Source organism: Kitasatospora cystarginea (assembly GCF_039533515.1).
Lineage (GTDB): Bacteria > Actinomycetota > Actinomycetes > Streptomycetales > Streptomycetaceae > Kitasatospora > Kitasatospora cystarginea.
In genome coordinates this window covers 58,376-79,213 of record NZ_BAAATR010000042.1, presented here as the reverse complement: position 1 = coordinate 79,213, position 20,838 = coordinate 58,376, and the positions used below count along the sequence as shown (strand labels likewise).

General features: G+C 71.0%; 20 protein-coding genes and 1 pseudogene. 9 read left to right on the top strand and 12 right to left on the bottom strand.

Translation table 11 applies throughout. From position 1 onward, the window contains the following. Together tap and ABD369_RS32960 are read right to left on the bottom strand one after the other, a co-directional pair. Positions 1–2,056: telomere-associated protein Tap (gene tap / locus ABD369_RS32965; protein ID WP_344640287.1), on the bottom strand; the 2,056-nt coding region annotated here is incomplete at its 3' end. Between the two features lies 1 nt (position 2,057). Beyond that, complete coding sequence (locus ABD369_RS32960; protein ID WP_344640286.1) at positions 2,058–3,449, bottom strand: helix-turn-helix transcriptional regulator; 1,392 nt, start codon at positions 3,447–3,449, stop codon at positions 2,058–2,060. Between the two features lie 1,190 nt (positions 3,450–4,639). Between ABD369_RS32960 and ABD369_RS32955 the strand changes: the two genes are divergently transcribed. After that, positions 4,640–5,836 (top strand): L,D-transpeptidase, encoded by a 1,197-nt coding sequence (locus ABD369_RS32955; RefSeq protein ID WP_344640285.1) that lies wholly within the window; start codon positions 4,640–4,642, stop codon positions 5,834–5,836. Here ABD369_RS32955 and ABD369_RS32950 read toward each other — a convergent pair. Beyond that, a complete protein-coding gene (locus ABD369_RS32950) occupies positions 5,769–6,320 on the bottom strand; it encodes a hypothetical protein (RefSeq protein ID WP_344640284.1) in 552 nt (183 codons plus the stop codon). The genes ABD369_RS32955 and ABD369_RS32950 overlap by 68 nt on opposite strands. 209 nt (positions 6,321–6,529) lie before the next feature. Between ABD369_RS32950 and ABD369_RS32945 the strand changes: the two genes are divergently transcribed. From ABD369_RS32945 to ABD369_RS32935, 3 genes are all read left to right on the top strand, one after another. Next, the gene (locus ABD369_RS32945) at positions 6,530–6,673 is read left to right on the top strand and encodes a hypothetical protein (protein WP_344640283.1); all 144 of its coding nucleotides are present in this window, start codon (positions 6,530–6,532) and stop codon (positions 6,671–6,673) included. A 186-nt stretch (positions 6,674–6,859) separates the two neighbouring features. After that, complete coding sequence (locus tag ABD369_RS32940) at positions 6,860–7,012, top strand: hypothetical protein (protein ID WP_344640282.1); 153 nt, start codon at positions 6,860–6,862, stop codon at positions 7,010–7,012. 116 nt (positions 7,013–7,128) lie between these two features. Continuing rightward, a complete protein-coding gene (locus tag ABD369_RS32935; protein ID WP_425557830.1) occupies positions 7,129–7,251 on the top strand; it encodes a hypothetical protein in 123 nt (40 codons plus the stop codon). Between the two features lie 14 nt (positions 7,252–7,265). Here the strand turns inward: ABD369_RS32935 and ABD369_RS32930 are convergent, their stop codons facing one another. The 4 genes from ABD369_RS32930 to ABD369_RS32915 form a co-directional block, all read right to left on the bottom strand. After that, the gene (locus tag ABD369_RS32930) at positions 7,266–8,405 is read right to left on the bottom strand and encodes a serine hydrolase domain-containing protein (RefSeq protein ID WP_344640281.1); all 1,140 of its coding nucleotides are present in this window, start codon (positions 8,403–8,405) and stop codon (positions 7,266–7,268) included. A 201-nt stretch (positions 8,406–8,606) separates the two neighbouring features. After that, positions 8,607–8,807 (bottom strand): hypothetical protein, encoded by a 201-nt coding sequence (locus ABD369_RS32925; protein ID WP_344640280.1) that lies wholly within the window; start codon positions 8,805–8,807, stop codon positions 8,607–8,609. Between the two features lie 63 nt (positions 8,808–8,870). Beyond that, the gene (locus ABD369_RS32920) at positions 8,871–9,275 is read right to left on the bottom strand and encodes a hypothetical protein (protein WP_344640279.1); all 405 of its coding nucleotides are present in this window, start codon (positions 9,273–9,275) and stop codon (positions 8,871–8,873) included. 10 nt (positions 9,276–9,285) lie between these two features. Further along, positions 9,286–9,795, bottom strand: coding sequence for a replication/maintenance protein RepL (locus ABD369_RS32915; RefSeq protein WP_344640278.1), 510 nt, complete (start codon positions 9,793–9,795; stop codon positions 9,286–9,288). A gap of 1,761 nt (positions 9,796–11,556) precedes the next feature. On the opposite strand from ABD369_RS32915, the gene ABD369_RS32910 reads away from it, so the two are divergent. Further along, positions 11,557–11,976 carry a YciI family protein gene (locus ABD369_RS32910; protein WP_344640277.1) on the top strand — a complete coding sequence of 140 codons (420 nt, stop codon included), beginning with the start codon at positions 11,557–11,559 and terminating at the stop codon, positions 11,974–11,976. Continuing rightward, a complete protein-coding gene (locus tag ABD369_RS32905) occupies positions 11,949–13,280 on the top strand; it encodes an RNA polymerase sigma factor (RefSeq protein WP_344640276.1) in 1,332 nt (443 codons plus the stop codon). Before ABD369_RS32910 ends, ABD369_RS32905 begins: the two co-directional genes overlap by 28 nt. A 71-nt stretch (positions 13,281–13,351) precedes the next feature. On the opposite strand, the gene ABD369_RS32900 is transcribed toward ABD369_RS32905, so the two are convergent. Then, complete coding sequence (locus ABD369_RS32900; RefSeq protein ID WP_344640275.1) at positions 13,352–13,489, bottom strand: hypothetical protein; 138 nt, start codon at positions 13,487–13,489, stop codon at positions 13,352–13,354. 575 nt (positions 13,490–14,064) lie between these two features. Further along, positions 14,065–14,601: a hypothetical protein gene (locus ABD369_RS32895; protein ID WP_344640274.1), complete on the bottom strand. Its 537-nt coding sequence runs from the start codon at positions 14,599–14,601 to the stop codon at positions 14,065–14,067. A 482-nt stretch (positions 14,602–15,083) separates the two neighbouring features. Between ABD369_RS32895 and ABD369_RS32890 the strand changes: the two genes are divergently transcribed. Further along, positions 15,084–15,278, top strand: coding sequence for a hypothetical protein (locus ABD369_RS32890; RefSeq protein WP_344640273.1), 195 nt, complete (start codon positions 15,084–15,086; stop codon positions 15,276–15,278). 408 nt (positions 15,279–15,686) lie between these two features. On the opposite strand, the gene ABD369_RS32885 is transcribed toward ABD369_RS32890, so the two are convergent. After that, positions 15,687–16,538: an alpha/beta fold hydrolase gene (locus tag ABD369_RS32885; RefSeq protein ID WP_344640272.1), complete on the bottom strand. Its 852-nt coding sequence runs from the start codon at positions 16,536–16,538 to the stop codon at positions 15,687–15,689. Positions 16,539–16,642: 104 nt separating this feature from the next. Here ABD369_RS32885 and ABD369_RS32880 point away from each other — a divergent pair, with 104 nt between their 5' ends. Then, on the top strand, positions 16,643–17,509 hold the full coding sequence (locus ABD369_RS32880) for a helix-turn-helix transcriptional regulator (RefSeq protein WP_344640271.1): 867 nt from the start codon (positions 16,643–16,645) through the stop codon (positions 17,507–17,509). 518 nt (positions 17,510–18,027) lie between these two features. Continuing rightward, a complete protein-coding gene (locus tag ABD369_RS32875; RefSeq protein ID WP_344640270.1) occupies positions 18,028–18,987 on the top strand; it encodes an SDR family oxidoreductase in 960 nt (319 codons plus the stop codon). On the opposite strand, the gene ABD369_RS32870 is transcribed toward ABD369_RS32875, so the two are convergent. Further along, entirely contained in the window at positions 18,978–20,012 is a 1,035-nt protein-coding gene (locus ABD369_RS32870) for a helix-turn-helix transcriptional regulator (protein WP_344640269.1), read from the bottom strand. The genes ABD369_RS32875 and ABD369_RS32870 overlap by 10 nt on opposite strands. Positions 20,013–20,349: 337 nt before the next feature. Further along, positions 20,350–20,619: pseudogene (locus ABD369_RS32865) on the bottom strand (helix-turn-helix domain-containing protein); the annotation flags it as partial. Positions 20,620–20,838: the final 219 nt, after the last annotated feature.

Sequence of the window (20,838 nt, the reverse complement as noted above, 5' to 3'; positions counted from 1 at the left end):
GCCGGTCCAGTGCCGGCCAGCGCTCGCCTGGCTTGTAGCCGTGGCCGCGCGGGCGCTCGCGCATCTTCCCGATGGTGCCCTTGGCGGTCTGCTTGATGGCGGTGAGCACTGCCAGCTCGGCCGGGTCGCCGGTGGTCTTGAGGGCGGTCATGGCGTCGAGGAAGGCGAGCGGGTCGCGGTCGGCCAGGTCGAGCGGGACGCCGAGGGCGGCCATCGTGTCCAGGTACGCCGCCCGGAGCCGCTTGTGCCACGGGTCCAGGTAGGGGCCGTGCTCGGGTCGCAGGTACGCCTCGGTCGGCTGCACCGTGGCGCCGAGCTCCAGGGCGTAGGCCAGCTTCACCGTGCTGTACCAGGCCGGTCCGGTCGGCCGGGATCCGTCGGCGGTGAACGGCGACGGGAGCAGCGGGTCGGTGGCGACGTGGGAGAGGTCGGCCAGCCAGGAGCCGGGGATGCGCTTGTCAAAGGTGGGGTTGAGCTCGTGGACCGGCGGGCCCAGCGGCAGCGTCAGTCGGCCGGCGGCGGCGAGGAACGCCATGTTCACATCGAGGCCGACCCCGTACAGCGCCGTCCTCTTCTCGTCCTCGGTAAGCTCACGGAACCAGTCCCATACCTCCGTCACCAGCTCGTCCGCGGGGGCGCGGTCCTGGGCGAGCGGGTGCACGTCGGGCACCTCCGGCGGAGCCGGGTCGAAGCCCTTGGGCGGGCGGGAGCCCTCCACCGGCCCTGATGTCCAGCCGGCCTCGGTGCGTACCGCCCGGGTGGGCGGGCGCAGCGCGGTGACGAGTTCCAGGCCGGAGACTGCGGTGGAGCCGCGCGGGGTGAGGACGCGGGTGGCGTAGGTGCCGAGCAGGCGGGCCAGGGCCGGGGCGCCGAGGCCGTCGGGGATCTGCCAGCCGCCGGAGGTGAGGGCGCCCCAGGCGGGGATGCACAGCTGGACGCACACCCGCTTGCCGTCCTCCGGCGTGCGGAAGATCCGCGCCCACGGACCGAGGCCGCGCTGGGTGAGCTGCCAGCCGGCCTTCTCGACCTGCTTCACGGCCTTGTGGGTCTTGGGCAGCTGACCGAGCCGCTGGACGAAGTCGCGCTTCTCGTCCCGGCCCATCGGCGGCAGGCCCAGGTCGGTCAGGGCGGCGTCGGTGAGGACGACCAGGGCGTCGCCGTCCTTGCCGTGCCGGTGCAACCTGGGCGAGCCCAATTTGGTCTCCAGCGCCCACTCGACCACGTCGGCGAGCGTGCGGCCGGCCGGGGCGGTCGGCGCCACCGTGCCGTCGGCGAGGTAGGCCACCAGCGACTTGCCGTCCTTGGCGACGTCCAGCACCGCCAGCGGACCGGCCGGGAAGCGCGCCGCCGCGGCGGCCTCCCAATCGGACGGCCCCTCAGCCTTTGCCGCTGCCTTCGCCGGAGCCTTGCGCGCCCGCGACGACGACGCCGGACGCGAGGAGGAAGCGCGGCGCGGCGCGGCCACCGGACCGGCGACGGGAGCCGACCGACGCGGCACAGCCGTCGGCACCGGCGCAGTGGTGAGGGCGGGCTCTGCGATCTGCTGAACGACCGGGGCGGCGGCCATAGGCACGGGCGCGGCCGGGACAGCGGGGGCCGAGGCGGCGGGGCGGCAGAACCCGCCCAGGTGCATCGGGTGGCCCTGTGCGCGGTAGACCGACGGGTTCCCGCACCGCACGCACGGCGCGGGTGGCGCCATCAGCAGCGAGCCGTCCGGGTTCTGGTCCAGCATCACCGGCTGCGGCGCCGGGGCCGCGTACGCCTCCGGCACCACCGGTGCCGGCACTGCGCTGGCGGGCTGGGCGGGGGCGAGCTGGGCGGCGATCCCTTCCAGCAGCTTCGCGTAGGCCGCACGGGCCTCGCCCTGCGGCTCGCGCTGACCCGACTCCCACGCGGTCAGACTGCTCGCGCTGACCCCGAGTGCCTTGGCGGTCTCCGCCTTGGTCAGCCCGTACTCGGTACGCAGTCGTACCCGCTCGTTCGGGGGCGGCAGCGGCATCGGGCGGCGCGGGCCAGCGCCCAGCAATGCGTTGATCGGGTCCGGGGTGTCGGTCATGTCAGGCGTCCTTCGTCAGAGAGGGCGGCAGGACGCGCTCCAGGTACTCCCTGCGGGCGGTGGCGTCGAGCTTTCCGTCCAGCGACAGCGCGGTGCGCAGCGATGCGGCGCTGACCTGGCGGGGAATGTCGAAGCGCCGTTCGGCCTCGCCGACGATCTCGCCGATGGCGTGCTGGGCGTCGATGGGGTGGTGGCGCACCAACCAGTCGAGCATCTCGGCCACTGGGGTGGTGATGCCGTAGAAGGTTGTCGGGATGCCGGTGCCGCCGATCTCCCGGTCGAGTTCCTGGCCGTAGGCGAGTTCGTCGAGGATCGCGTGCCGGATGGTGACGGCCATGGCGTGGGCGGGCACGATGTCGTCCAGGTTCGCGGCGACACTCCAGCCGAGTTCGTCGGCGACTTGCCGGACCGCGTCTTCGGTGCGGTGGCGCAGGGCCCAGCGCTTGCGCCGCTCGGGGCGCTCCCACAGGTAGGAGAAGAAGATCCGGGCGAACCGCTCGCGTAGGCCTTCGGCGCCGGTCGACAGGGAGGAGTTCTCCCTGCCGGCCAGCAGGGCGGAGACGCTGTCGGCCGAGCGGCGTCGGCGCTCGGCCCAGTCCTGGGCCACCGGCCTCGCCCAGGCGCTGCGCCCGCCGACGACGGCCTGAGGCGGGGGGACGTCACCCTCGCCGCGGGAGATGTAGGCGCGCAGGGTGGAGGCGGCGATACCGCCGAGCTCGGCGAGCTCGGTCACGCCGATGAGCTGGTCGCCGGCGAGTTCGGGGGCGGACGGCTTTACCACGCACTTGGACAGTGGCACCTCGGCTCCGCGTTTCTTGCGCAGCGCTGCCCAGTGCGCCAGGTCATCGAGCCAGGCCGGGGCGGCGGGGGGCGGTTCTTCGAGGTTGAAGTTGGCGATCTTGAGGACCCGGCCCTTGGCCTGGTGGGTGCTGTCGTCCAGGAGATCGGCGGCGCTCACCGTCACCGCTGCGCGTACCGGGCGGCGGTCGAACTCCTCGCTGGCCGCGTCCCACACCTGGCTGGGCCGGTACCAGGTCGTGCCGTCCCACCAGTAGCCCCCGCAGCGGAACAGCAGCGGGGCGCCCCACCAGTCCATGTACGCGGAGGAAGCGGACTTGTCGTCGTACAGCAGGACGCTGCGGCCGTGCTCGGGGTGGTATCGCACGCACCAGGCCAGGTCGTGGCGGATCGGGTCGGTCGTGAATGCCAGCCAGGCGCCTTCGGTGGACCGGTCCCGGTCCCAGCGGCCCCACATGCCGTCGGCGACGTTCCGCCCGACCTTCTCGATGTCTTGAGGGTCCTCGACGGGGATGTGCGAGTCGTCGACGAAGGGCAGGTCCGGGACGGGGTGGTCAGTGCGGATTCCGTTCGCGGCGGGGCGGAGACCATGCATCAGAGTGCTGTACCTTCCACACTAGAGCGCTGTAGATATACACAGCATAGACGCGTGAAAGTGAGCAGCGCAACTGGGGAACTGTCAAGTTCCAGGAAACAGGCGCACGTTCACTCGATCGAGCACCGCTCTCACCACACCTCGCGGTAGCCACTGATCACGCCCGAAGGCCCCAAGGGTCTGGTCACCACGCGGCACCGGACCCTCCAGCCCGCAGCCGCACGGACGAGAAGCTCAAGCAACCCGCTGAGCACCAGGCCCCGGGGGCCGGCGGCCCTCAGACGACCGCGGGTCGGGTCAGCGCGCGTTCTGTTCGGCCTCGGCGTACCTGAGGGCCAATGCGCGCCGAGGCCGATGTCCTTGTCCTGTTCGACGACCCATGTCTTTCAGTCCTCGGCTGCCCACGTGTCGTCAATCGTACGTCCAGAGCAGGCCCTGCGGGTTGGATACCTGGGTGAGCCCGCGAACTCCCGTACGTGCGAAGCGAACTCACGCACCTTGTCCTCGTTCACCGTGGGCCAGTTGATCCCGATGAACTGAAGGAACGACACCACCTCACAAGGCAGTTCAACCGCCACAGTCCCCTCAGTGACTACCACGTGACCGACCCAATCTACCCGCCTATCAATCGCGCTGGACCGCTCTTGCCGGACCATCACCGGTCGGGACGAGTGGAGGTGCGCGGCCGGCGAGCAGCCCTTCAAATCGGCGTTGCCGCACAGCCACGCCTGCTTGGAGCGCGACGGCCTTGGACGTCACCGCCGACCAGGTCGACGGAAGGGCATCCAGAGTCCAGCAGGGAGGACCCACCATGAGGCTGACCATCCACACGCCGACCCGACCGTAGCGCGTGGCCGATATGCGGACCGTTCAGCAAGTAGCCAGTGTCCAGTACGAGCCGATCGACCCGCAGGGCGGTGTACGGGTGACGCTCCGTTGGCCGGACCTCGTCCGTACGACCTCCGCTACACCGCGCCCGGCCCGCTAGGCGCCGAGCTGTACCGCGCGTTCGACGAACTGTTCCGCCCTACCGGTGCCCAGGCCATCCGCTGGCCTCACCAGGCGCGTGCAGGCAGGACGGACCGATTCCACCCGTACAAAATCGTGACATTGTTCGAGGCCAGCGGATGAAACCCGCACGCCCATCGACGCGTGTACCTCTCCGGAAGATCCAGTAGAGGGGGGCCGTCGTGCGACGGATTTCGATGGTGGGAGCGGCGCTGAGCGGGGTTCTGCTGCTGTCCGCGTGCAGTGGCGGCGAAGGCGGCGGCACCGGGGGCGACTCCGGCGGATCGGACGGCGGTGGCAAGGGCGGCGCGGCGAAGGCGTCCGCGGCCGTGCTGTCGATCGAGCCCAAGGACGGCGCGCAGGACGTGGCCCCGGGTGCGGTCAAGGTCTCGGTGGCGACCGGCAAGCTGACCGAGGTCGCGGTCACCGACAAGGACGGCAGGCCCATCGAGGGCGCCATCGCCTCGGACGGCCTCACCTGGACCCCGGCCGCGGGCGGCCTCGCGGTCGGTGAGACCTACAAGGTGAGCGCCAAGGCCGCGGACGCCTCCGGCGTGGCGACCACCGCCACCAGCAGCTTCACCACCCTCACCCCCAAGAAGACCTCCAAGGTCGAGGACAACGTGGTCAGCGGCCAGAAGTTCGGCGTCGGAATGATCATCTCGGTCAATTTCGGCGTGAAGGTCAAGAACAAGAAGGACGCCGAGAAGGCCGTCACCGTCCAGGCCTCGGACGGAACCGAGGTCAAGGGCCACTGGTTCGACAACGACACCCGGCTCGACCTGCGCCCCGCCGACTACTGGAAGCCCGGCACCACGGTGAAGGTCCACCTGCGAACCAAGAGCGTGGAGCTGGCGCCCGGCGTGTACGGCGCGACCGAGCGGGATGAGAACTTCACCGTCGCCCGCTCCCGGATCAGCGAGGTCGACGCCCGCACCCACCAGATGCTGGTCAAGGAGGACGGCGAGCCCGACCAGACCATCCCGATCGTCGCGGGCACCAACCTCAACCCGTCCTGGAACGGCACCATGGTCATATCCGCCAAGAGCCGCATGGAGAAGATGACCTCCGAGGGCCAGACCAACCTCAAGGGCCCGGGCTACGAGGCCGTCGAACCGCACGCGATGCGCCTGACCAACACCGGCACCTACCTGCACGGCAACCCGCAGGCCCGCGGAGAAGCCGGCCACGCGAACATCAGCCACGGCTGCATCGGCATGGTCGACACCCCGGAAGGTGACGAGAACTCCACCGCCGGCAAGGTCTACGCCGCCTCACTGATCGGCGACGTCGTCATCGTCCGGAACTCCGTCAAGAAGGAGCCGCTCGACCCCGCCAACGGCCTGAGCGGCTGGAACACGCCCTGGTCGCAATGGTGATTCCGGCCCACAGCAGTGCCGACACGGACGGTCCGTCGGCCATCGTCAAGGTATCCATCAAGGTTCCGGCCCATCTCGACAGTCTCCGACGGACGCTCCCCCGTTCCCGCCCAGCGGCCCGATCAGAGGTTGTGTCAGAGGTTGCGGAGGTAGGCGAGTTGGACGGTGCGGGCAGCTGCTCGGGGGTGTCGTGCAGCGTCGCCTCGCGGGTGGCCTGGTCGCCGATGAGGTAGTTCTCGTACACCGCCACCCGCCGGTCACCGATGCCGGGCAGGCCGCGCTCGACCCAGCCGACCTGGTGGCCCTCGCCCAGCACCAGATACACGTGAGGGTTGACGGTCCAGCCGGCCAGGAACCAGTAGTCGCCGAACACCCGGTAGTCCAGACCGATGCACACGTCGGTGTCCGGTAGGCGGCGCAGCCGAGGGTCGGCGGGAACGGTGACCTCAGCGACCGGCGGCCTCGGGGTCTTCGGCGCGGCCACCGGGGCGGGCCGGGCGCCGTCTGCTGGGCCAGGCGGCGGTCGACCAGCTCACGCAGTCTGACGCCGTCGCCCCTCGGGGCGGGGCTTTCTCCCCGAGGGGCAATGGGCGCGGGGGCGGCGGCCGTGGCGGCGGGCGCTGTTTCTCCCGAGGGACGGGTTCCGGGTGGGCCTGTTCGGCGGCCGGAACGGCGGCCGCAGGCGGGGTCGCCGTGTGCGCGCTCGCGGCCGCCATGCCCGGCTGCGTGCTCGGCGACCTGCCGCGCGAGCTCACCCTGCTCGCCGACGAACTGCACGCCGCCGCCACCGCAGGCCGCACCACCCGGGCGGCCACGGACGAAGCGACGGCCGGGTGAGCACGACCAGGCGCTGGGCGCTCGGGCCCGGCCGACCGACCGTGATGATCACCACCGCCCGGAGCACGGGAAAGTGGGCCGGGTGACCAGCAGTCAGCCACTCGAACGTGGCATCAGCGCCGTAATTCCCAACGCCCGCGCCGCCGCGACGCCCGGCGAGCGGGCCGCCTCCCAGCTTCTGCACCTGTGCGAGGCGACCGTCCCCGTCCCTGTGCTCGCCGCGGCCGCCGAGCTGATCACCCCGAGCTGGAGGACCCGGCCCCGGCTACCCGCGAGGCCGCCGACGACGTCCACGCCCGCCTGCTCGCCGCCATCGAGGAGGCCGCACCCGGCCGGTAGCCGGTGTTCGGCCTCACCGGACTTTGAGCGGACTGAGCGCGCCGCGCTCGCCAAGGACTGCGCGCGGCCGTCACCCTGCGGGAACGCCATGCCCCGGCCCCACGCACGCCGAAGCGATGATCAAGGTGGCGGTAATCCGCCTCAGGGCCGCCCGTCTCGCCGGCGAAGAGATCGAACCGAACGGCCCCGTCGAGACCGAAGCAGCGCGCCACCTCGCCGACGGCCTCAAGAGCGACTGATCACCCGCTTACCCTCAGGCGGCGGCCAGGCCCAGGGCCGTGCGGACCTCGTGGACGAGGCGGGAGTCCAGGCCGGGGGCGGTCATCCGGTTCTTGATCAGGGCGAACGAGAACCGGGCCGCCGGGTCCGCGAACGCCGTGCTGCCGCCGGAGCCGCTGTGGCCGAAGGCGCTCGGCGAGCGGACAGGGGGCGACGAGGCGTCACCGACGACGAAGCCGCGACCCATGGTCCAGGGGATGCCAATCGTCCGGTCCACCCCGCTGGCCCGACCGATGGCGGCTTCCTTCAGGGTCGCCTCGGAGAGCAGCCGGACACCCGACAGTTCGCCGCCGCAGGCCAGCGCCGCGTAGAGCCGGGCGACGGCGCGCGCGGTCACGATCCCGTTGGCTGGCAGCGGGGTGCGGCGGAAGTCGGCGCGATTGGCCAGCGCGGCGACCGGCAGCACGGCGCGCGGCACGGCCGCGAAGAACGGCGCCTCGGCCGGCATACGCTCAAGCCGGGCCGCCCAGCCGCCGTCGTAGCAGGTCGCGAGCCGCGGCAAAAGGTGGTCGGGAACATGGAACAGCAGCTCGTCGGAGACCCCGAGCGGCGCGGCCAGCTCGTCCCGCAGCAGTTGGTCGCAGGTGCGGCCCGTGGCGCGGCGCAGGATCTCGGCCAGCAGCACCCCGTACGTCCAGGCGTGGTAGCCGACCGCACTGCCGGGCTCCCACCGCGGCCGCTGGCCCTCGAGCCAGGCGGCCACGGCCGGCAGGTCAAGCAGCCGCTCGGGCGTCACGTCAGTGGGCAGCTGCGGCACGCCCGCGGTGTGATCGAGCACCTGTCCCAGCGTGACGAACTCCTTACCCGCGGCCCCGAACTCCGGCCAGTAGCGCGCCACTGGCGCCTCGTACGCCAGCACGCCCCTGTCCACCAGCACCGCGACCAGGGCCGCCGCCACGCCCTTCCCGGTCGACCAGGACGGCACCAGGGTTTCCGGCCCCATCGGCCGCCCCCCGGCCAGGTCGGCCCTGCCCGCCCAGGCGTCCACCACCACCTCACCGTCCAGCCAGGCGGCCACCTGCACCCCGGTCTCCTCACCCGTACCGGTCAGCTCCGCCAGGATCGCCTCGACCCGTCGCTGCGCCGGGTTGTCCGGCGTCGTGTCGGCCGTCATGTCCCTACCCCCTTCGGTCCTTCGGGCCACCCACGACCGCGGGGGCCCAATGGATCCAACTCGGGCCACGATCGGAACGATCCCCACGGCCGACCGCAGGCCGCCCCGGCTACGCCAACTTCGCCATCACCGAGCCTCCCGCTCATGCTCGTCCTCATCGAGGGCGAGGCTGGTTGCCCGGGCCGTCGCAGGTCTCGTCCGCTACGCGCTGATGCCGAGGTTGGCGAGCCGGCCTTCGTAGCGCTGCCGCAGCCGCTCGCCGAACCGCTCGGGGGCGAGGGAGTCGATCCCGGGCACCGCGGCCAGGCCGGCCCGCATCTTCCCACCGGTCAGCAGCGGATGGATCTGGTAGACGCCCGGCTCCAGGAGCCAGACCAGATTCTTGTCCGCCAATTGCTTCACGGCCCGGTTCACGCTCGGCGCGATCAGGGATTGCTCCTGGATGGGCTCGCGAATCTGGTCCGGTCAGACCGCGACGAGCGTCGGCTTACCAGCTCGGGGTGGTTGCTTTCGGTACAGCGGCGCCGCGATGTCGGGAAGCCGGCCTTCCCGGACGTCGACGGCCGCAGCGCGGACCGCGGCTTCCATCTCACTCTGCGAGGCGTACTTCGCGATGAAGGGGTGGAGCCGGTAGCTGTGGCCGCGACCGTCACCGCTACGGATGACGAGGCTGCGGGCGACCAGGCACTTCATGCCACGGCTGACGGCGGACTCGAGCATGCCGAGCTTGTCGGCCATCTGGGCCTGGGTGTAGTTGACCTCGCCACCTGACGCCTGCAGGTCGGACATTATGCCCAAGACCGCAATGGCGGAGGGCGTGAGCTTCAGGCGGGGAATCATGCCGAGCACGCCGGAGGGTGTGATCTCCATGAGGTCCTCCTCAGCTCTCGCGGGCGAAGTCTTCAGGGCCGATCGTATCGGGGAACTCGCTGGCGAGCTTCTCCGCCCGCACCTGCGCGAGCACGCCGTTCTGCTCGTCCCCGTTCCCACGGAAGCACAACCGCGGATTGACGTCGTACCGCCCGCGCTGCGTACGGCGGCGGATGTAGTTGAGTTCGCACAGTCGGCCGATCGCGGAGTTCACACTGCTGCGAGCCACGCCGAGTTCCCTCGCCATGTCGACCTGGGTCTGAATGAGCTCACCACGGTTCTGTGACCCCATCATGTGCAGCAGGACGGCGACCTCGACCGGGGCGAGCTTGTGAGCCACGATGCACCGTGCAAGGACCTTCGCCATGAACCAGTTGCTGGTCAGCGAGTAGCCCATCGAGCCGGCCATGTCGTGGCTGGCCCGCCGCGGGCGGAACTTGACCGTGACCTCTTCGACGGCGGGTACCGCTACCTGGCCGGCCAGGTCCATCGCCAGCTGTTCGCCGAATCGGTCGAGCATGCTGACGAGTTCGGGTTCCTCCGCGGGCCGGAGCCGCCCCCGTCTGGCCTTCGGTGCAGGGGTGCCGCTCCGTCGTTCCGGTCGCACGTGAGCCTCCTGTCGGACCGTCTGGGCGCCACGACACTACAGGATCTTGCGGATAGCTCGAAGTTTTCCTGCGGCGGGTCGCAACTTTGGTTCGCTAATCGCTACACATCCGAGTTTGTGGTCGTTTATGAGACCACATCGGGTGGTGACTCCTCCGGACTGCTGGCTTGGGCGGCTCCAGTCCGATCGCCGGGACGTTCGGCGTGGTCGGCATGCACGCTGTCAGCTCCGTCTCACGGGGTACTACAGGCCAGCAGCGGCTGGGACTGGAGAAAAGTTGCGGATTCCTCGAAGTTTCTCTGCCTGGCGATCTTGGGGCGGGTCGGTCGGCTGTGAGTTGCACTCGGTTGCTGGCCACCGCAAGAAATCTTCGAGATAGCAGCAAGCAAGTGTCCTGGATTCGGGACATTGGAGGGGCTAGTGTCCTGGATCCAGGACACTTCCGGTTGCCGGCCTTGCTCGCCACTCTTACGTCCAGCGGCCCGATTCTTCGAGCGATCCGCAAGTTTTTCGGCAGTCTGTCCCAGCCCGTATGACACTTCGGCATCCTGAGTGTCCGCTAGGACCAGACACAAGGCTTCACATAACAGCAGGTCAAAGGCAGTTTTTGCCCGGGGGCCTCTTAATAAAGACCACCCGCTGTGCCGCGCGGTCCCGGAGGCCTCAGCTCCCATCCGGCAGCGGGACGGGGCCACCAGTTGCAACGGACCTGGTACCACCGTGTTCTGGACCTGCTGCTTTCCTTCCTCAGCGTGTGCACCGGGCCCGCCATCTCCGCCTCAGCCACAGCCGGGTCACCCCCAGCAGGCAGCAGGACAGGCAGCACCAGGCGGCATGTGTCACCAGCCCCACTCCTTCAGGACCATGTCATTTATCGGTGGCCTCAACCCTTCTCTGGCGTTCCCGGTCCCGGCACACGCTGCGGGCGCAGTCACAAGGGGGTGTGAGCCGCCGTTCGGCTGCGTCAGCTCCAGCGGAAGGGGCCGCCCCGGGCACTGTCGGAGGCCTGACGCTGAGGGTTGCCGGCCGACGGGTGGGACGCAGGGATCACCTTGTCCGCGCGGGCACGACGTACTGCGCGGTCCGCTCGGTCACGCCCAGCCGCCGGCCGGGTACTCCACACCCGGCCGGCACGGCGACGGCTCCGTAAGCAGCTGCACGGTCCAGGTCGCGGTGCGGCCCAATCCGCCATCGCCCAAGTCCACGTTCTCGACCTCGTCGAGCCCGGCGACCAGGGCACCCCCCCCGACTCCGTCGTGCTGCAGACGCAGATCCTCACCATGGACCTGCGCCGAGGACACACGTGAACTGACCCACCGTCCCCGCCGGTGGCCCGCCCCGCATCGGGCGGGCCACCGGCTCGCCACGCCCCGCCGGCCGGCTCTCCGGCGTAGCCGCCAAGGTCGTCACAGGGCGCCAGCGGGGCGGCGAGGTCGATGAGTGGGTCGTCATCTAGGAAGTCACCCGCGTGATCGCCCTGGCCGAACAACGGTGCGGCCGACCTCGAGATCGCCGGGCACCGGACCGTGATCGAGAACGTGCTCGTCCTGGCGTGAGACGAAGGTGTTGGCGAAAAATGTGGTCCGTGTCCGTCTGCCGTGTCGATCCGCGACTGCGCCGTTCGACCTGGGATGGAGAGGGTCGAGAGGCGACCCCCGATCAAGGAGGCCGAAGATGGCAAAGTACATGCTGATCATGCGAGGTACGGACGAATCCGTCGCGAAGATGATGGAGACGCCGTTCGAGGAGATGCTCGAGACAGTGGGCCGCTTCAACGAGGAGTTGATCCGGTCGGGTGTGCTCGTCGCCGCTGAGGGGCTGGACGACCCGTCCCAGGGCGTGGTGGTCGACTACAGCGGGGAGACGCCGGTGGTCACCGACGGTCCGTACGGCGAGACGAAGGAGCTGTTCGGCGGCTTCTACGTGATCGACGTCGCTTCGAAGGAGGAAGCGGTCGAGTGGGCCAAGCGACTCCCGGCCATCGCTGGCTCGAAGTGCGAGATCCGCCGCGTGCCGGGCATCGACGAGTTCCCGCAGGACAACGAGTGGATCATCAAGGAGCGGGCGTGGCGCGAGCAGACCGGCCAGCTCTGACGCCCGCGGCCGCCGGCGGCCCGCCGAGCGCCGAGACGGCGCGGCGGGCCGTCGAGGCCGTCTGGCGGATCGAGTCCGCACGGATCGTCGGTGCACTGGCCCGCTACACCGGGGATTTCGCGCTCGCCGAGGATGTCGCACAGGAGGCGCTGGCGGAAGCACTCGTCACCTGGTCGCGCGACGGTGCGCCGACCAGCCCGGTGGGCTGGCTGCTGGCGACCGCACGGCGGCGGGCCATCGACGCCTTCCGCCGCAAGTCGGCACTTGACGAGCGGTACGCCCTGCTCGCGGGCCAGCTGGCCGAGGGCGAGTTCAGCTCAGGCGCGGTGGCCGCGCCCGGTCGGCCGGACGATCTGCCGTGGGATACCGACCGGGTCGACGACGACGTCCTCGCGCTCATGTTCACCGCCTGCCACCCGGTGCTCTCGCCCGAGGCCCGGGTGGCTCTGACGCTGCGCGTGGTCGGCGGCTTGTCCAGCGAGGAGATCGCCCGGGCGTTCCTCGTGCCCACTGCGACCGTCCAGGCCCGGATCACCCGGGCGAAGAAGACGATCGCCGCGGCGCACGTGCCGTTCGAGCTCCCCCCGTCCGAGGAGCGGCGCGAGCGGCTCGGCGGGGTCCTGAGCGTCCTGTACGTGATCTTCACGGAGGGCTCGACGGCGACGACCGGCGACCGCCTGCTGCGCCCCGATCTCGCGTACGAGGCTGTTCGGTTGGCCCGGATGCTGGCCGCCCTGCTGCCCGCTGAGCCGGAGGTGTACGGGCTGCTCGCACTGTTCGAACTCACCGCCGCGCGCTTTCCGGCACGTACCGGGCCCGACGGGGAGGCGGTGCTCCTGGAGGACCAGGACCGGCGCCTGTGGGACCGGTCGGCGATCCGTCGCGGTCTGGCCGTGCTCGGCCGGGCCACCGCTACCGGGCGGGGCCTTGGACCGTACGGTCTGCAGGCCGCGATCGCCGCCTGCCACGCGACGGCACCCTCGGTGCAGGAGACCGACTGGGAGCATGTCGTGCTCCTCTACGAGGCGCTCGGCCGCGTGGCCCCCTCACCCGTTGTCGAGCTCAACCGGGCCGTGGCCGTCGCGATGGCAAGCGGACCGCAGCAGGCACTGGGCATGGTCGACGAACTGGCCGCCTCCGGCCGCCTGTCGGGGTCGTACCTGCTCCCGAGCGTGCGCGGTGAACTGCTGCTCCGGCTCGGCCGGACTGCCGAGGCCCGGGCCGAGCTGGAGCTCGCCGCCCGGCTGTGCCGCAACGCCCGCGAGCGGTCCGTGCTGCTGCGTAAGGCGGCCGCGTTGGAGTGATGTCCGGGCGGCTTGACTTTCCAAACGATGGGAGGGCCTCGCTCCGGTCGCATGACCGAAGCGAGGCCCTCTCATCGTTTCTGGGCTATGCGGTTGCTGCCGGACCAGCCGGGCTTGTTGATCAGAGTCTCGGCGAGCTCCCCTATCTGCTCCTGGGTGAGGACCTGGCGGATCGTTTCTGCGAACGCTGGGATGTCGCGCCAGTCCACGTCGCCTCCTGCCACGAGCGATTCGGCGCCGTCATTGCGCGCTGCTGGGGGGCGGCTGCACCCAACTGGAACGCCGTCAGGGCGGGTGGAGCAACCACGAGGGCGACCTGCCGATCGTGGAAGGCACCCTCGTCCACCTGGCCGTCGAGCGTCTGCCGGGCAACCGCGACCCGAAGCCGCCGTGGCTGTGGCACAGCGACCCCGACGCCGTCGCGCATGACGTCGACCGCCTGTGGCGGATCTTCCTCCGAAGGTTCGATCTTGAACACATCTTCCGGTTCTTCAAGCAGCCACTCGGTCTGACCCAGCTCCGCCTCGCCCGCCTCCTCGCCGAGAACCTGCGCAGGCCCTGGGAGAAACCGCTGGTACCAGATCAGCTCACACCCGGCTGGGTCCGGCGCGGCTACCGCCGCGTCCACAAGACTGTGGGCCTCCGGCCAGTACGCCGAAAGTCACCCGCCCCGGACCCGGCCGGCCCGAGGGCCGCACCTCCACCCGCTACCCAGTCGGCAAGAAACGCAACAAAAGGACACTCACGCGCCCGACAGGGCACAGCAGCAGCCTTAAAGATCAAGCTATGCCTTCGGGCAGCTGTGAAGGAGCTCGGCGAAGGCCTCGCCGGCGGAGCCGGAGGGGAAGATCCGTAGTGCCGTGTCGTGGCTCGATGTGCTGATCACGTAGTGCTCGGCGAGGTAGGAGAAGTCGTCCCAGGGCTCCCAGGCGTGGGCGCGCGGCAAGACCTGGCCGCAGCGGGTGCAGCCGATCCACGGCACCAGCACCAGGTCGGCGAGCTCCGGCTCGCTCCAGCCCGTCACGACCTCGACCTCGTCGCCGTCGCCATCGAGCAGCCGCACCCCGGCGGGCGCGCCGTCGCCCAGGCAGCGCACGATGCCGGGCGTGAGCCGCTCGCGCTCGCCCCACTTCTCGGCGAGCACGGAGATCTGCACCCGGCCCGCCCCGCCGATCGGGACCTGGCGGGCGAGCAGGCCCTCGACGAGCAGGCCGAGCCCGCACTCTTGTTCCCCGATCTCCCAGCAGTCCTTGACTTCCTTCGAGGCCGGCGGCGGAAGGAGATCGGCGATCCGGTACCAGAGGGCGGTGTTGTCGTCCATGGGCGGACTCTGACGCCCCCGCTGATGCCCCCAGCCGGCAAGGGCCTGCGCCCGGACCGAGCCCTGCTTGGTAGGGGTGGTGGTGGTGGTTGGTTTCGACGGTGAGCGTGCTCGGGGAGGTGGGCTCGGTGCTGGAGCTGCGGCAGGCCGGCGACCGGCGAGCACCCCAACATCACCGCCGCCCTCCAGTTCCTCCTGCACCGCCCGCCGCCCTCCAGTTCCTCCTGCACCGCCCGCCGCCCTCCAGTTCCTCCTGCACCGCCCGCCGCCCACCACGCCTGACCACCCGCCAGCCCACCGGCCCGGCCCGCACCCCAGCGGGCCGGGCCGACCCGTCGAAGGAGACCCGGAGATGACGACCACCCCCGCCCTGACCCTGGCCAACCGCCGCAGCCTGTTCACCGCGAACCGACCGGCTGCGCCCCGGCAGCCCGGACCGGCCCTGGGGGCTGTGGCTCAGCGGCCCCGACACCCTGCTGGAGATGCCCGACCTCGCCACCGCGCTGATGGCCGCCGCCGAGCACAACGCCCTGGCCGCCGAACTGGACGACGGCTCCGCGCTTGAGCCCGTCAGCCACGCCCTGGTCCTCCACCACGGCTACGCCTGGCGCCGTACGGGCGCGGCCCGCTCGGGCGTCGGCGTGGCTGCCCCGTTGCTGTGCTGGACCGCCAAGTGAAGCATCTGCGGCGACGTCGTCGAGGACGAGTTCATCCCCCACCACGAAACCCCTGAGAACGCCGCCGAAGACGCCGTCGGCAGCCGCGAATGGGACGAGCTCCCCGACGGCCGGCTCGTTTGCGACCGGGACGACGAAGCCCACGACGAGGCCCGCGCCCAGGCGCTCCCCCAGAACGACGGCGCCGAGCCGGACGAGCACCGGCTCCCCCTCCTGTAGACCAGCCCAGCACCCGACGGAGGACCACATGAACCGAACCGTCATCGTCCCCCCGCCCTGACAGGCCCCCAGCCAGGCCGTCGGCTTCGACCAGGACGGCACGCTCACGATCGATCAGGGGTGGCAGGGCGGCCGCATCGGCCTGCCCCAGCCCGGCGCCATCGCGGCTGAACCGGGAGGCGTCGCGCCTCAGGAACCGAGTACCGCGCGGATGCGCTCCGCGGTTCCGCGCGGGCGGAAGACGTATCCGTTGTGGCCGCCGGGAAACGTCTCCAGGCGCGTCCCCAGTTCGCCGGCGAGCATCGCGGCGCACGTGTGCGGCCAGACGTGGCCCGAGTTCTCACCGGCGGCGGGCACGACACGGGCGGGTGAGCCCTTGAGCGCGGCCACGTCGAGGACGTGCGCCCTGATGGCCGGCATGTCGTGTGTGAGGAGGACCTCCGCGTTCCGCAGGTGGTCGGGCCCCGGAGCGCGTGCCGGGACGTCCGGCTCGCAGTCGTTCGGGTCGATGTCGATGTCGGCCGCGAACCTGCGCATCGCGGGGGCCGCGCCCTCCGCCCTGAAGGTCTCCTCGACGGTGAGCAGCTGCCCGAGGGCGAGGGCGCGCCCGGGTTCCGGCAGCAGGTTCGTGACGGGCGGTTCGTGCGCGACGACCGCCGCGACCTGCCCGGGATGCCTGACGGTCAGCTCGAGCGAGATCAGGGCGCCGATGCTGGTGCCGTAGACGAGTGCGGGTTCCGGGGTGAGGGCGGAGAGCAGGCGGGAGACGTCGTCGGCGTGCGTGGCGAGGGTCGTCGCGGGGGCGTCGGTGGTGCTCCCCGACAGGCCGCGCCGGTCGTAGGTGAGGACGGTGTACCGGTCGGCGAGGTGGTGCGCGAGCGGTTCGTTCGCGTCGACACCGTAGTGGCCGCCGGCGACGAGCAGGAGCAAGGGGCCCTCGCCGTGGACGGCGTAGCGCAGTCGCGCGCCCGGCACTTCCAGTACGGATTCCCTCATGGTGCGACCACCGATCTTCTCGTCGGACAGGCCTTGGACGGCCATGTGCCGATCGTGCCGCCGCCGCCGGCACCGCGGGAGCGGAGCGCTTCGCCTAGGATCGGCGGTCCCAGGATGCGCTTTCACGACACCGATATCCCGAGAAGGACATGACACTGAACCGTCCCGAGCTCGCCGATTTCCTGCGCCGGTCCCGGGAGCGGCTGACGCCGCGCGACGTCGGGCTCGTCGAAGGGCCGAGGCGGCGGATCCCGGGCCTGCGTCGTGAGGAGGTCGCGATGCTCGCCGGGATGTCGGCCGACTACTACATGCGGCTCGAACAGGCCCGTGGCCCCCAACCCTCGGTCCAGGTGCTCGCCGCGCTGACGGGCGCGCTGCGGCTGACCGAGGACGAGCGGGACCACCTGTACCTGCTCGCCGGGCACCGCCCGCCGGAGGGCGCGCGGGCCGGGGAGTACCTGCGGCCGGGCCTGCGATACCTCCTCGACCGCCTGGACGGCGTGCCCGTGCAGGTGGTGAGCGATCTGGGCGACCTGCTGGCGCAGAACGACCTGGCGCTCGCGCTGTTCGGGTGCGTGTGCACGGTCGCCGAGGAGGACCGCAACATCGTGCTGAGCTGGTTCACCGACCCCGGCGTCCGCGGTCACTTCGCGGTCGAGGAACACGAGGAGCAGGCCCGGCAGTTGGTCGCCGACCTGCGGGCCGCGACGGCCCGTCGCGGCGACGACGCGGCGTCCCGCTCGCTTGTGGCGCGGCTCCGGGCCGCGAGCCCGGAATTCACGGCGCTGTGGGACCGGCACGAGGTCGCCGTGCGCAGGTCGCACCCGTACCGTCTCGTGCATCCCGACCTGGGCAGGATCGACCTGGACTGCGAGGTGCTGGCGACGCCCGCGGCGGACCAGCGCCTGCGGATCTTCACCCCTCCGCCCGGTAGCACCACGGTGCTGGACGAGTTGCGCGTGCTGGGCCCGCAGCACCGGCACGACACCCACGCGGCGGGAGTGACCGCACCTTAGGTCCCACGGAATCCCATGACCAGCACCACCGCTCGCGCTGCCCGCTCGCTGCTGCCTACGCCCTCCGAGAGAAGCCCTGGAGCCGCTCCGAAATCCGGTGGATCCTCCGCCGCAGGCGATGCACAATCCCCGGGGAACCGCGGCGAGGGGGAGCTTGTTTGGACGTGTTCGCGTGTGCCGGGTGCTGCACCGAGTTGACGGCTCCGGTGTCCCGGGTCGCCCTCCCGCGTCCACACCCACCACGGGGGCTGGGAGGAACTTCCTCGGCCAGAGCCGCACGCATCTCTCGCAACGACTTGAAAACCCCCTCCCACACCTCCTCGTCCAAGGCTGCGTGGAACACGTTCTTACTGCGCATCAGCTGAGGCGCGGGACGGTCGACGATCTCCTGGACTCCCTCTCGTCCTCACCCCTCCAGCGTCGGCCCCGTGAGGACGGGACTGGGCTGAGGCGGAGCGCGGGAAGACTCTCGGAAAAGGGTGACGTGAGGTGTCACTTTTGGCGTGCATCGTGATGCCATGGACAAGGACATCAACACCCAGGGCATCGGCCGGGAAGTCCCGCTCGCCGGCCAGATCGCGCTCGTCGCCGGGGCCACCCGTGGCGCCGGACGTGCCCTCGCCGTCGAACTCGGCCGCGCCGGCGCCACTGTCTACGTCACCGGCCGCACCACCCGCGAGCGCGCCAGCGAGGTAGGCCGGACCACGGAGACCATCGAGGAGACCGCGGAGCTGGTCACGGCGGCCGGCGGCACCGGCATCGCCGTCCCTACCGATCATCTGGACGTGGACCAGGTCCGCGCCCTCGTCGAGCGGATCGACCGCGAACAGAGGCGGCTCGACATCCTGGTCAACGACCTCTGGGGTGGTGAACACCTGCTCATCGACTCCGTCTTCGGCAAGAAGAGCTGGGAGACGCCCCTCGCCGACGGCCTGCGGATCCTGGAACTCGGGGTGCGCTCGCACGTGATCACCGCGGCACTCGCCCTCCCGCTCCTGGTCCGCTCGGACGCGCCGCTGCACGTGGAGGTCACCGACGGCACGGCGGTCTCCAACCGCCGTTACCGCGAGAACCTCTACTACGACCTTGCGAAGAACGCCCCGATCCGGATCGCCTTCGGGCTGGGCGAGGAGCTGGCGGAGTACGGGGGCACGGCCGTCGCCGTCACGCCGGGCTTCCTGCGCTCGGAGCAGATGCTCACCCACTTCGGCGTGGCCGAGGAGAACTGGCGCGACGCCGTCGCCCGGGAACCGGACTTCGCCATCGCCGAGTCGCCGCACTACCTCGCCCGCGCGGTCGCCGCGCTCGCCGCCGACCCGGACCGGGCCGCCCGCTGGAACGGCAAGTCCGCCTCCAGCGCGGAGCTCGCCAGGACCTACGGCGTACGGGACGTGGACGGCAGCCGGCCGGACGCCTGGGCGTACTTCGAGGACGTCAGGTACGGCGGGAAGGACGGCTTGCCGGACGACTACCGCTGATCTTCCTGCTCCGCGCCGTACAGGGCGGCGAGGGCCCGCGCATGCTCGCGGAAGCGGGCGCGCAGGCCCTGCGGGGCCAGCACCTCCACGTCCGCCCCCAGCCCGGTCAGCTGACCGAAGGCGACGTCCTCCGACTCCACCGGCAGGTCGAGCGTGACCCGCCGGCCGGCGTCCGGCGCGGTCGCGGACGCCAACGCCTCACCGGCGCCGGCCGGATCCACCACGGCGGGCAGGCGGCGCAGGCCCCGCTCCGTCAGGCGCACGGTGACGGTCGTGCGCAGCAGCGCCCGGGCGAACCCGGCGGCGTGGGCCTGCCAGTGCGCGGCCAGCTCGAAGGACGGGTCGCGGACGAAGGGTTCGTCGGCTCCGGGAGCGGGGGAGAGTGCCGTGACGCGGTCGACGCGGTAGGTGCGCCAGGTGCCGTCACGGCCCTCCCGCTCACCCGGGACACGGCCTACGACGTACCACACCCCCGCTTTCAGGACGAGCCCGTACGGCTCCAGCAGGCGGGTCACCATGCGGGGCGGCGCGCCGTCCCGGCCCGGCCGCGCGTAGGTCAGCTCGACAGTGCGGTCGGACCACACGGCGCGGGCCAGATCCGGCAGCGACTCCGGGGCCGACGGCTCGCGGAACCAGGCCGGGGCATCCAGGTGGAAGCGGCGCACCGACGATTCGGCCGCTGCACGCAGCGACGGCAGGAGGGTCGCCGACAGCTTCAGCCGGGCCGTGTCCGCCGCGTCAGACAGTCCCAGATCGCGCAGGGCCGTGGGCAGACCCGAGAGGTAGAGCGTCTCCGCCTCGGTGGGATGGAGCGTGGTAAGCCGGGTCCGGTGGCCCGGCGCCAGGTGGTAGCCGCCCGCGCGGCCGCGCTCGGACCGGATGGGAACGCCCGCCTCCTGCAGAGCCTGGGCATCACGGATCACAGTGCGTTTGGAGACGTCCAGCTCGCGGGCAAGGGCGGCGGCGGTCAGACCGGGGCTCGACTGGACGAGAAGCGCCATGCGGATCAGGCGGGCGGCACGCATGGCTCAAGGATGGCGGACCGGCGCCTCGGCACCGACTCCCGGTCGCCTTCCGGGACAAGTTCCGGGACCGCACCCCGGGCACCCTCTACAACCACATCCCGACCTGCGGGACCTGTGCGTCGGCGCCGTACCTCGCCAGCTCGAAGCCGCCGCAAAGTAGGCGGACCCCCAGCAAGATCAATCGCACCGGGACTTCCTGTATCTCAACTACTACTCATGCCCGGGGATCCCTGCGAGTTCGCGAAAACGGAAGGTTCTCCACCGCGAACCCGAGGGGCCGATGTCCTTAGGGAGTGGCCCCGTGGGTTCGCGGTGAGGTCGCGGGTGGACACGCCCAGGGGCTGAGTAGGCGGGGACGGCCTCCCGCCCAGCGAGGGTCCAGGCAGGCCAGGCCGATCTCGGTGAACCGGTGGATCACATCCCGCACGGTGTCCTCGTCGGCCTGGACCAACTGGGCGATCACCGGCACCCGGTTCCCGCCGGCGGAGGCCAGCAGCATCATCGCCCGCCGGTAGCGCACCGTGTTCGTGCTGCCCCGGCGCACGATCCGCTGTAACTGCTGGCCCTCCTGGTCGGTCAGTCTCCGGACCTTGACCGGCTTCGCCACCATGCCTCCCCGCACCAGATCGGATGTCCGGCCACATCCAACCGGTTCCGGCCTCACCATCGCCAACCCGGTGAACCTATGCACAAACTGGTGACCCAGGTCAACGACGATCCTTACCGGGCCTATTGGACCGAGCGAGAGATGGCCGCCCATCCGACTAGCTCGGCGTGCTCGACGTCCGACTTGGCGATCGCGTCGGCGATGACCTACATGCGGACG

Coding starts and splice junctions, on each gene's coding strand:
- ABD369_RS32960 (WP_344640286.1), bottom strand. CDS start 3,449: ATGCATGGTCTCCGCCCCGCCGCGAACGGAATCCGCACTGACCACCCC.
- ABD369_RS32935 (WP_425557830.1), top strand. CDS start 7,129: ATGATCAAGGTGGCGGTAATCCGCCTCAGGGCCGCCCGTCTCGCCGGC.
- ABD369_RS32930 (WP_344640281.1), bottom strand. CDS start 8,405: ATGACGGCCGACACGACGCCGGACAACCCGGCGCAGCGACGGGTCGAG.
- ABD369_RS32920 (WP_344640279.1), bottom strand. CDS start 9,275: ATGGAGATCACACCCTCCGGCGTGCTCGGCATGATTCCCCGCCTGAAG.
- ABD369_RS32915 (WP_344640278.1), bottom strand. CDS start 9,795: ATGCTCGACCGATTCGGCGAACAGCTGGCGATGGACCTGGCCGGCCAG.
- ABD369_RS32910 (WP_344640277.1), top strand. CDS start 11,557: ATGGCAAAGTACATGCTGATCATGCGAGGTACGGACGAATCCGTCGCG.
- ABD369_RS32895 (WP_344640274.1), bottom strand. CDS start 14,601: ATGGACGACAACACCGCCCTCTGGTACCGGATCGCCGATCTCCTTCCG.
- ABD369_RS32890 (WP_344640273.1), top strand. CDS start 15,084: ATGCCCGACCTCGCCACCGCGCTGATGGCCGCCGCCGAGCACAACGCC.
- ABD369_RS32885 (WP_344640272.1), bottom strand. CDS start 16,538: ATGGCCGTCCAAGGCCTGTCCGACGAGAAGATCGGTGGTCGCACCATG.
- ABD369_RS32880 (WP_344640271.1), top strand. CDS start 16,643: ATGACACTGAACCGTCCCGAGCTCGCCGATTTCCTGCGCCGGTCCCGG.
- ABD369_RS32875 (WP_344640270.1), top strand. CDS start 18,028: ATGGACAAGGACATCAACACCCAGGGCATCGGCCGGGAAGTCCCGCTC.
- ABD369_RS32870 (WP_344640269.1), bottom strand. CDS start 20,012: ATGCGTGCCGCCCGCCTGATCCGCATGGCGCTTCTCGTCCAGTCGAGC.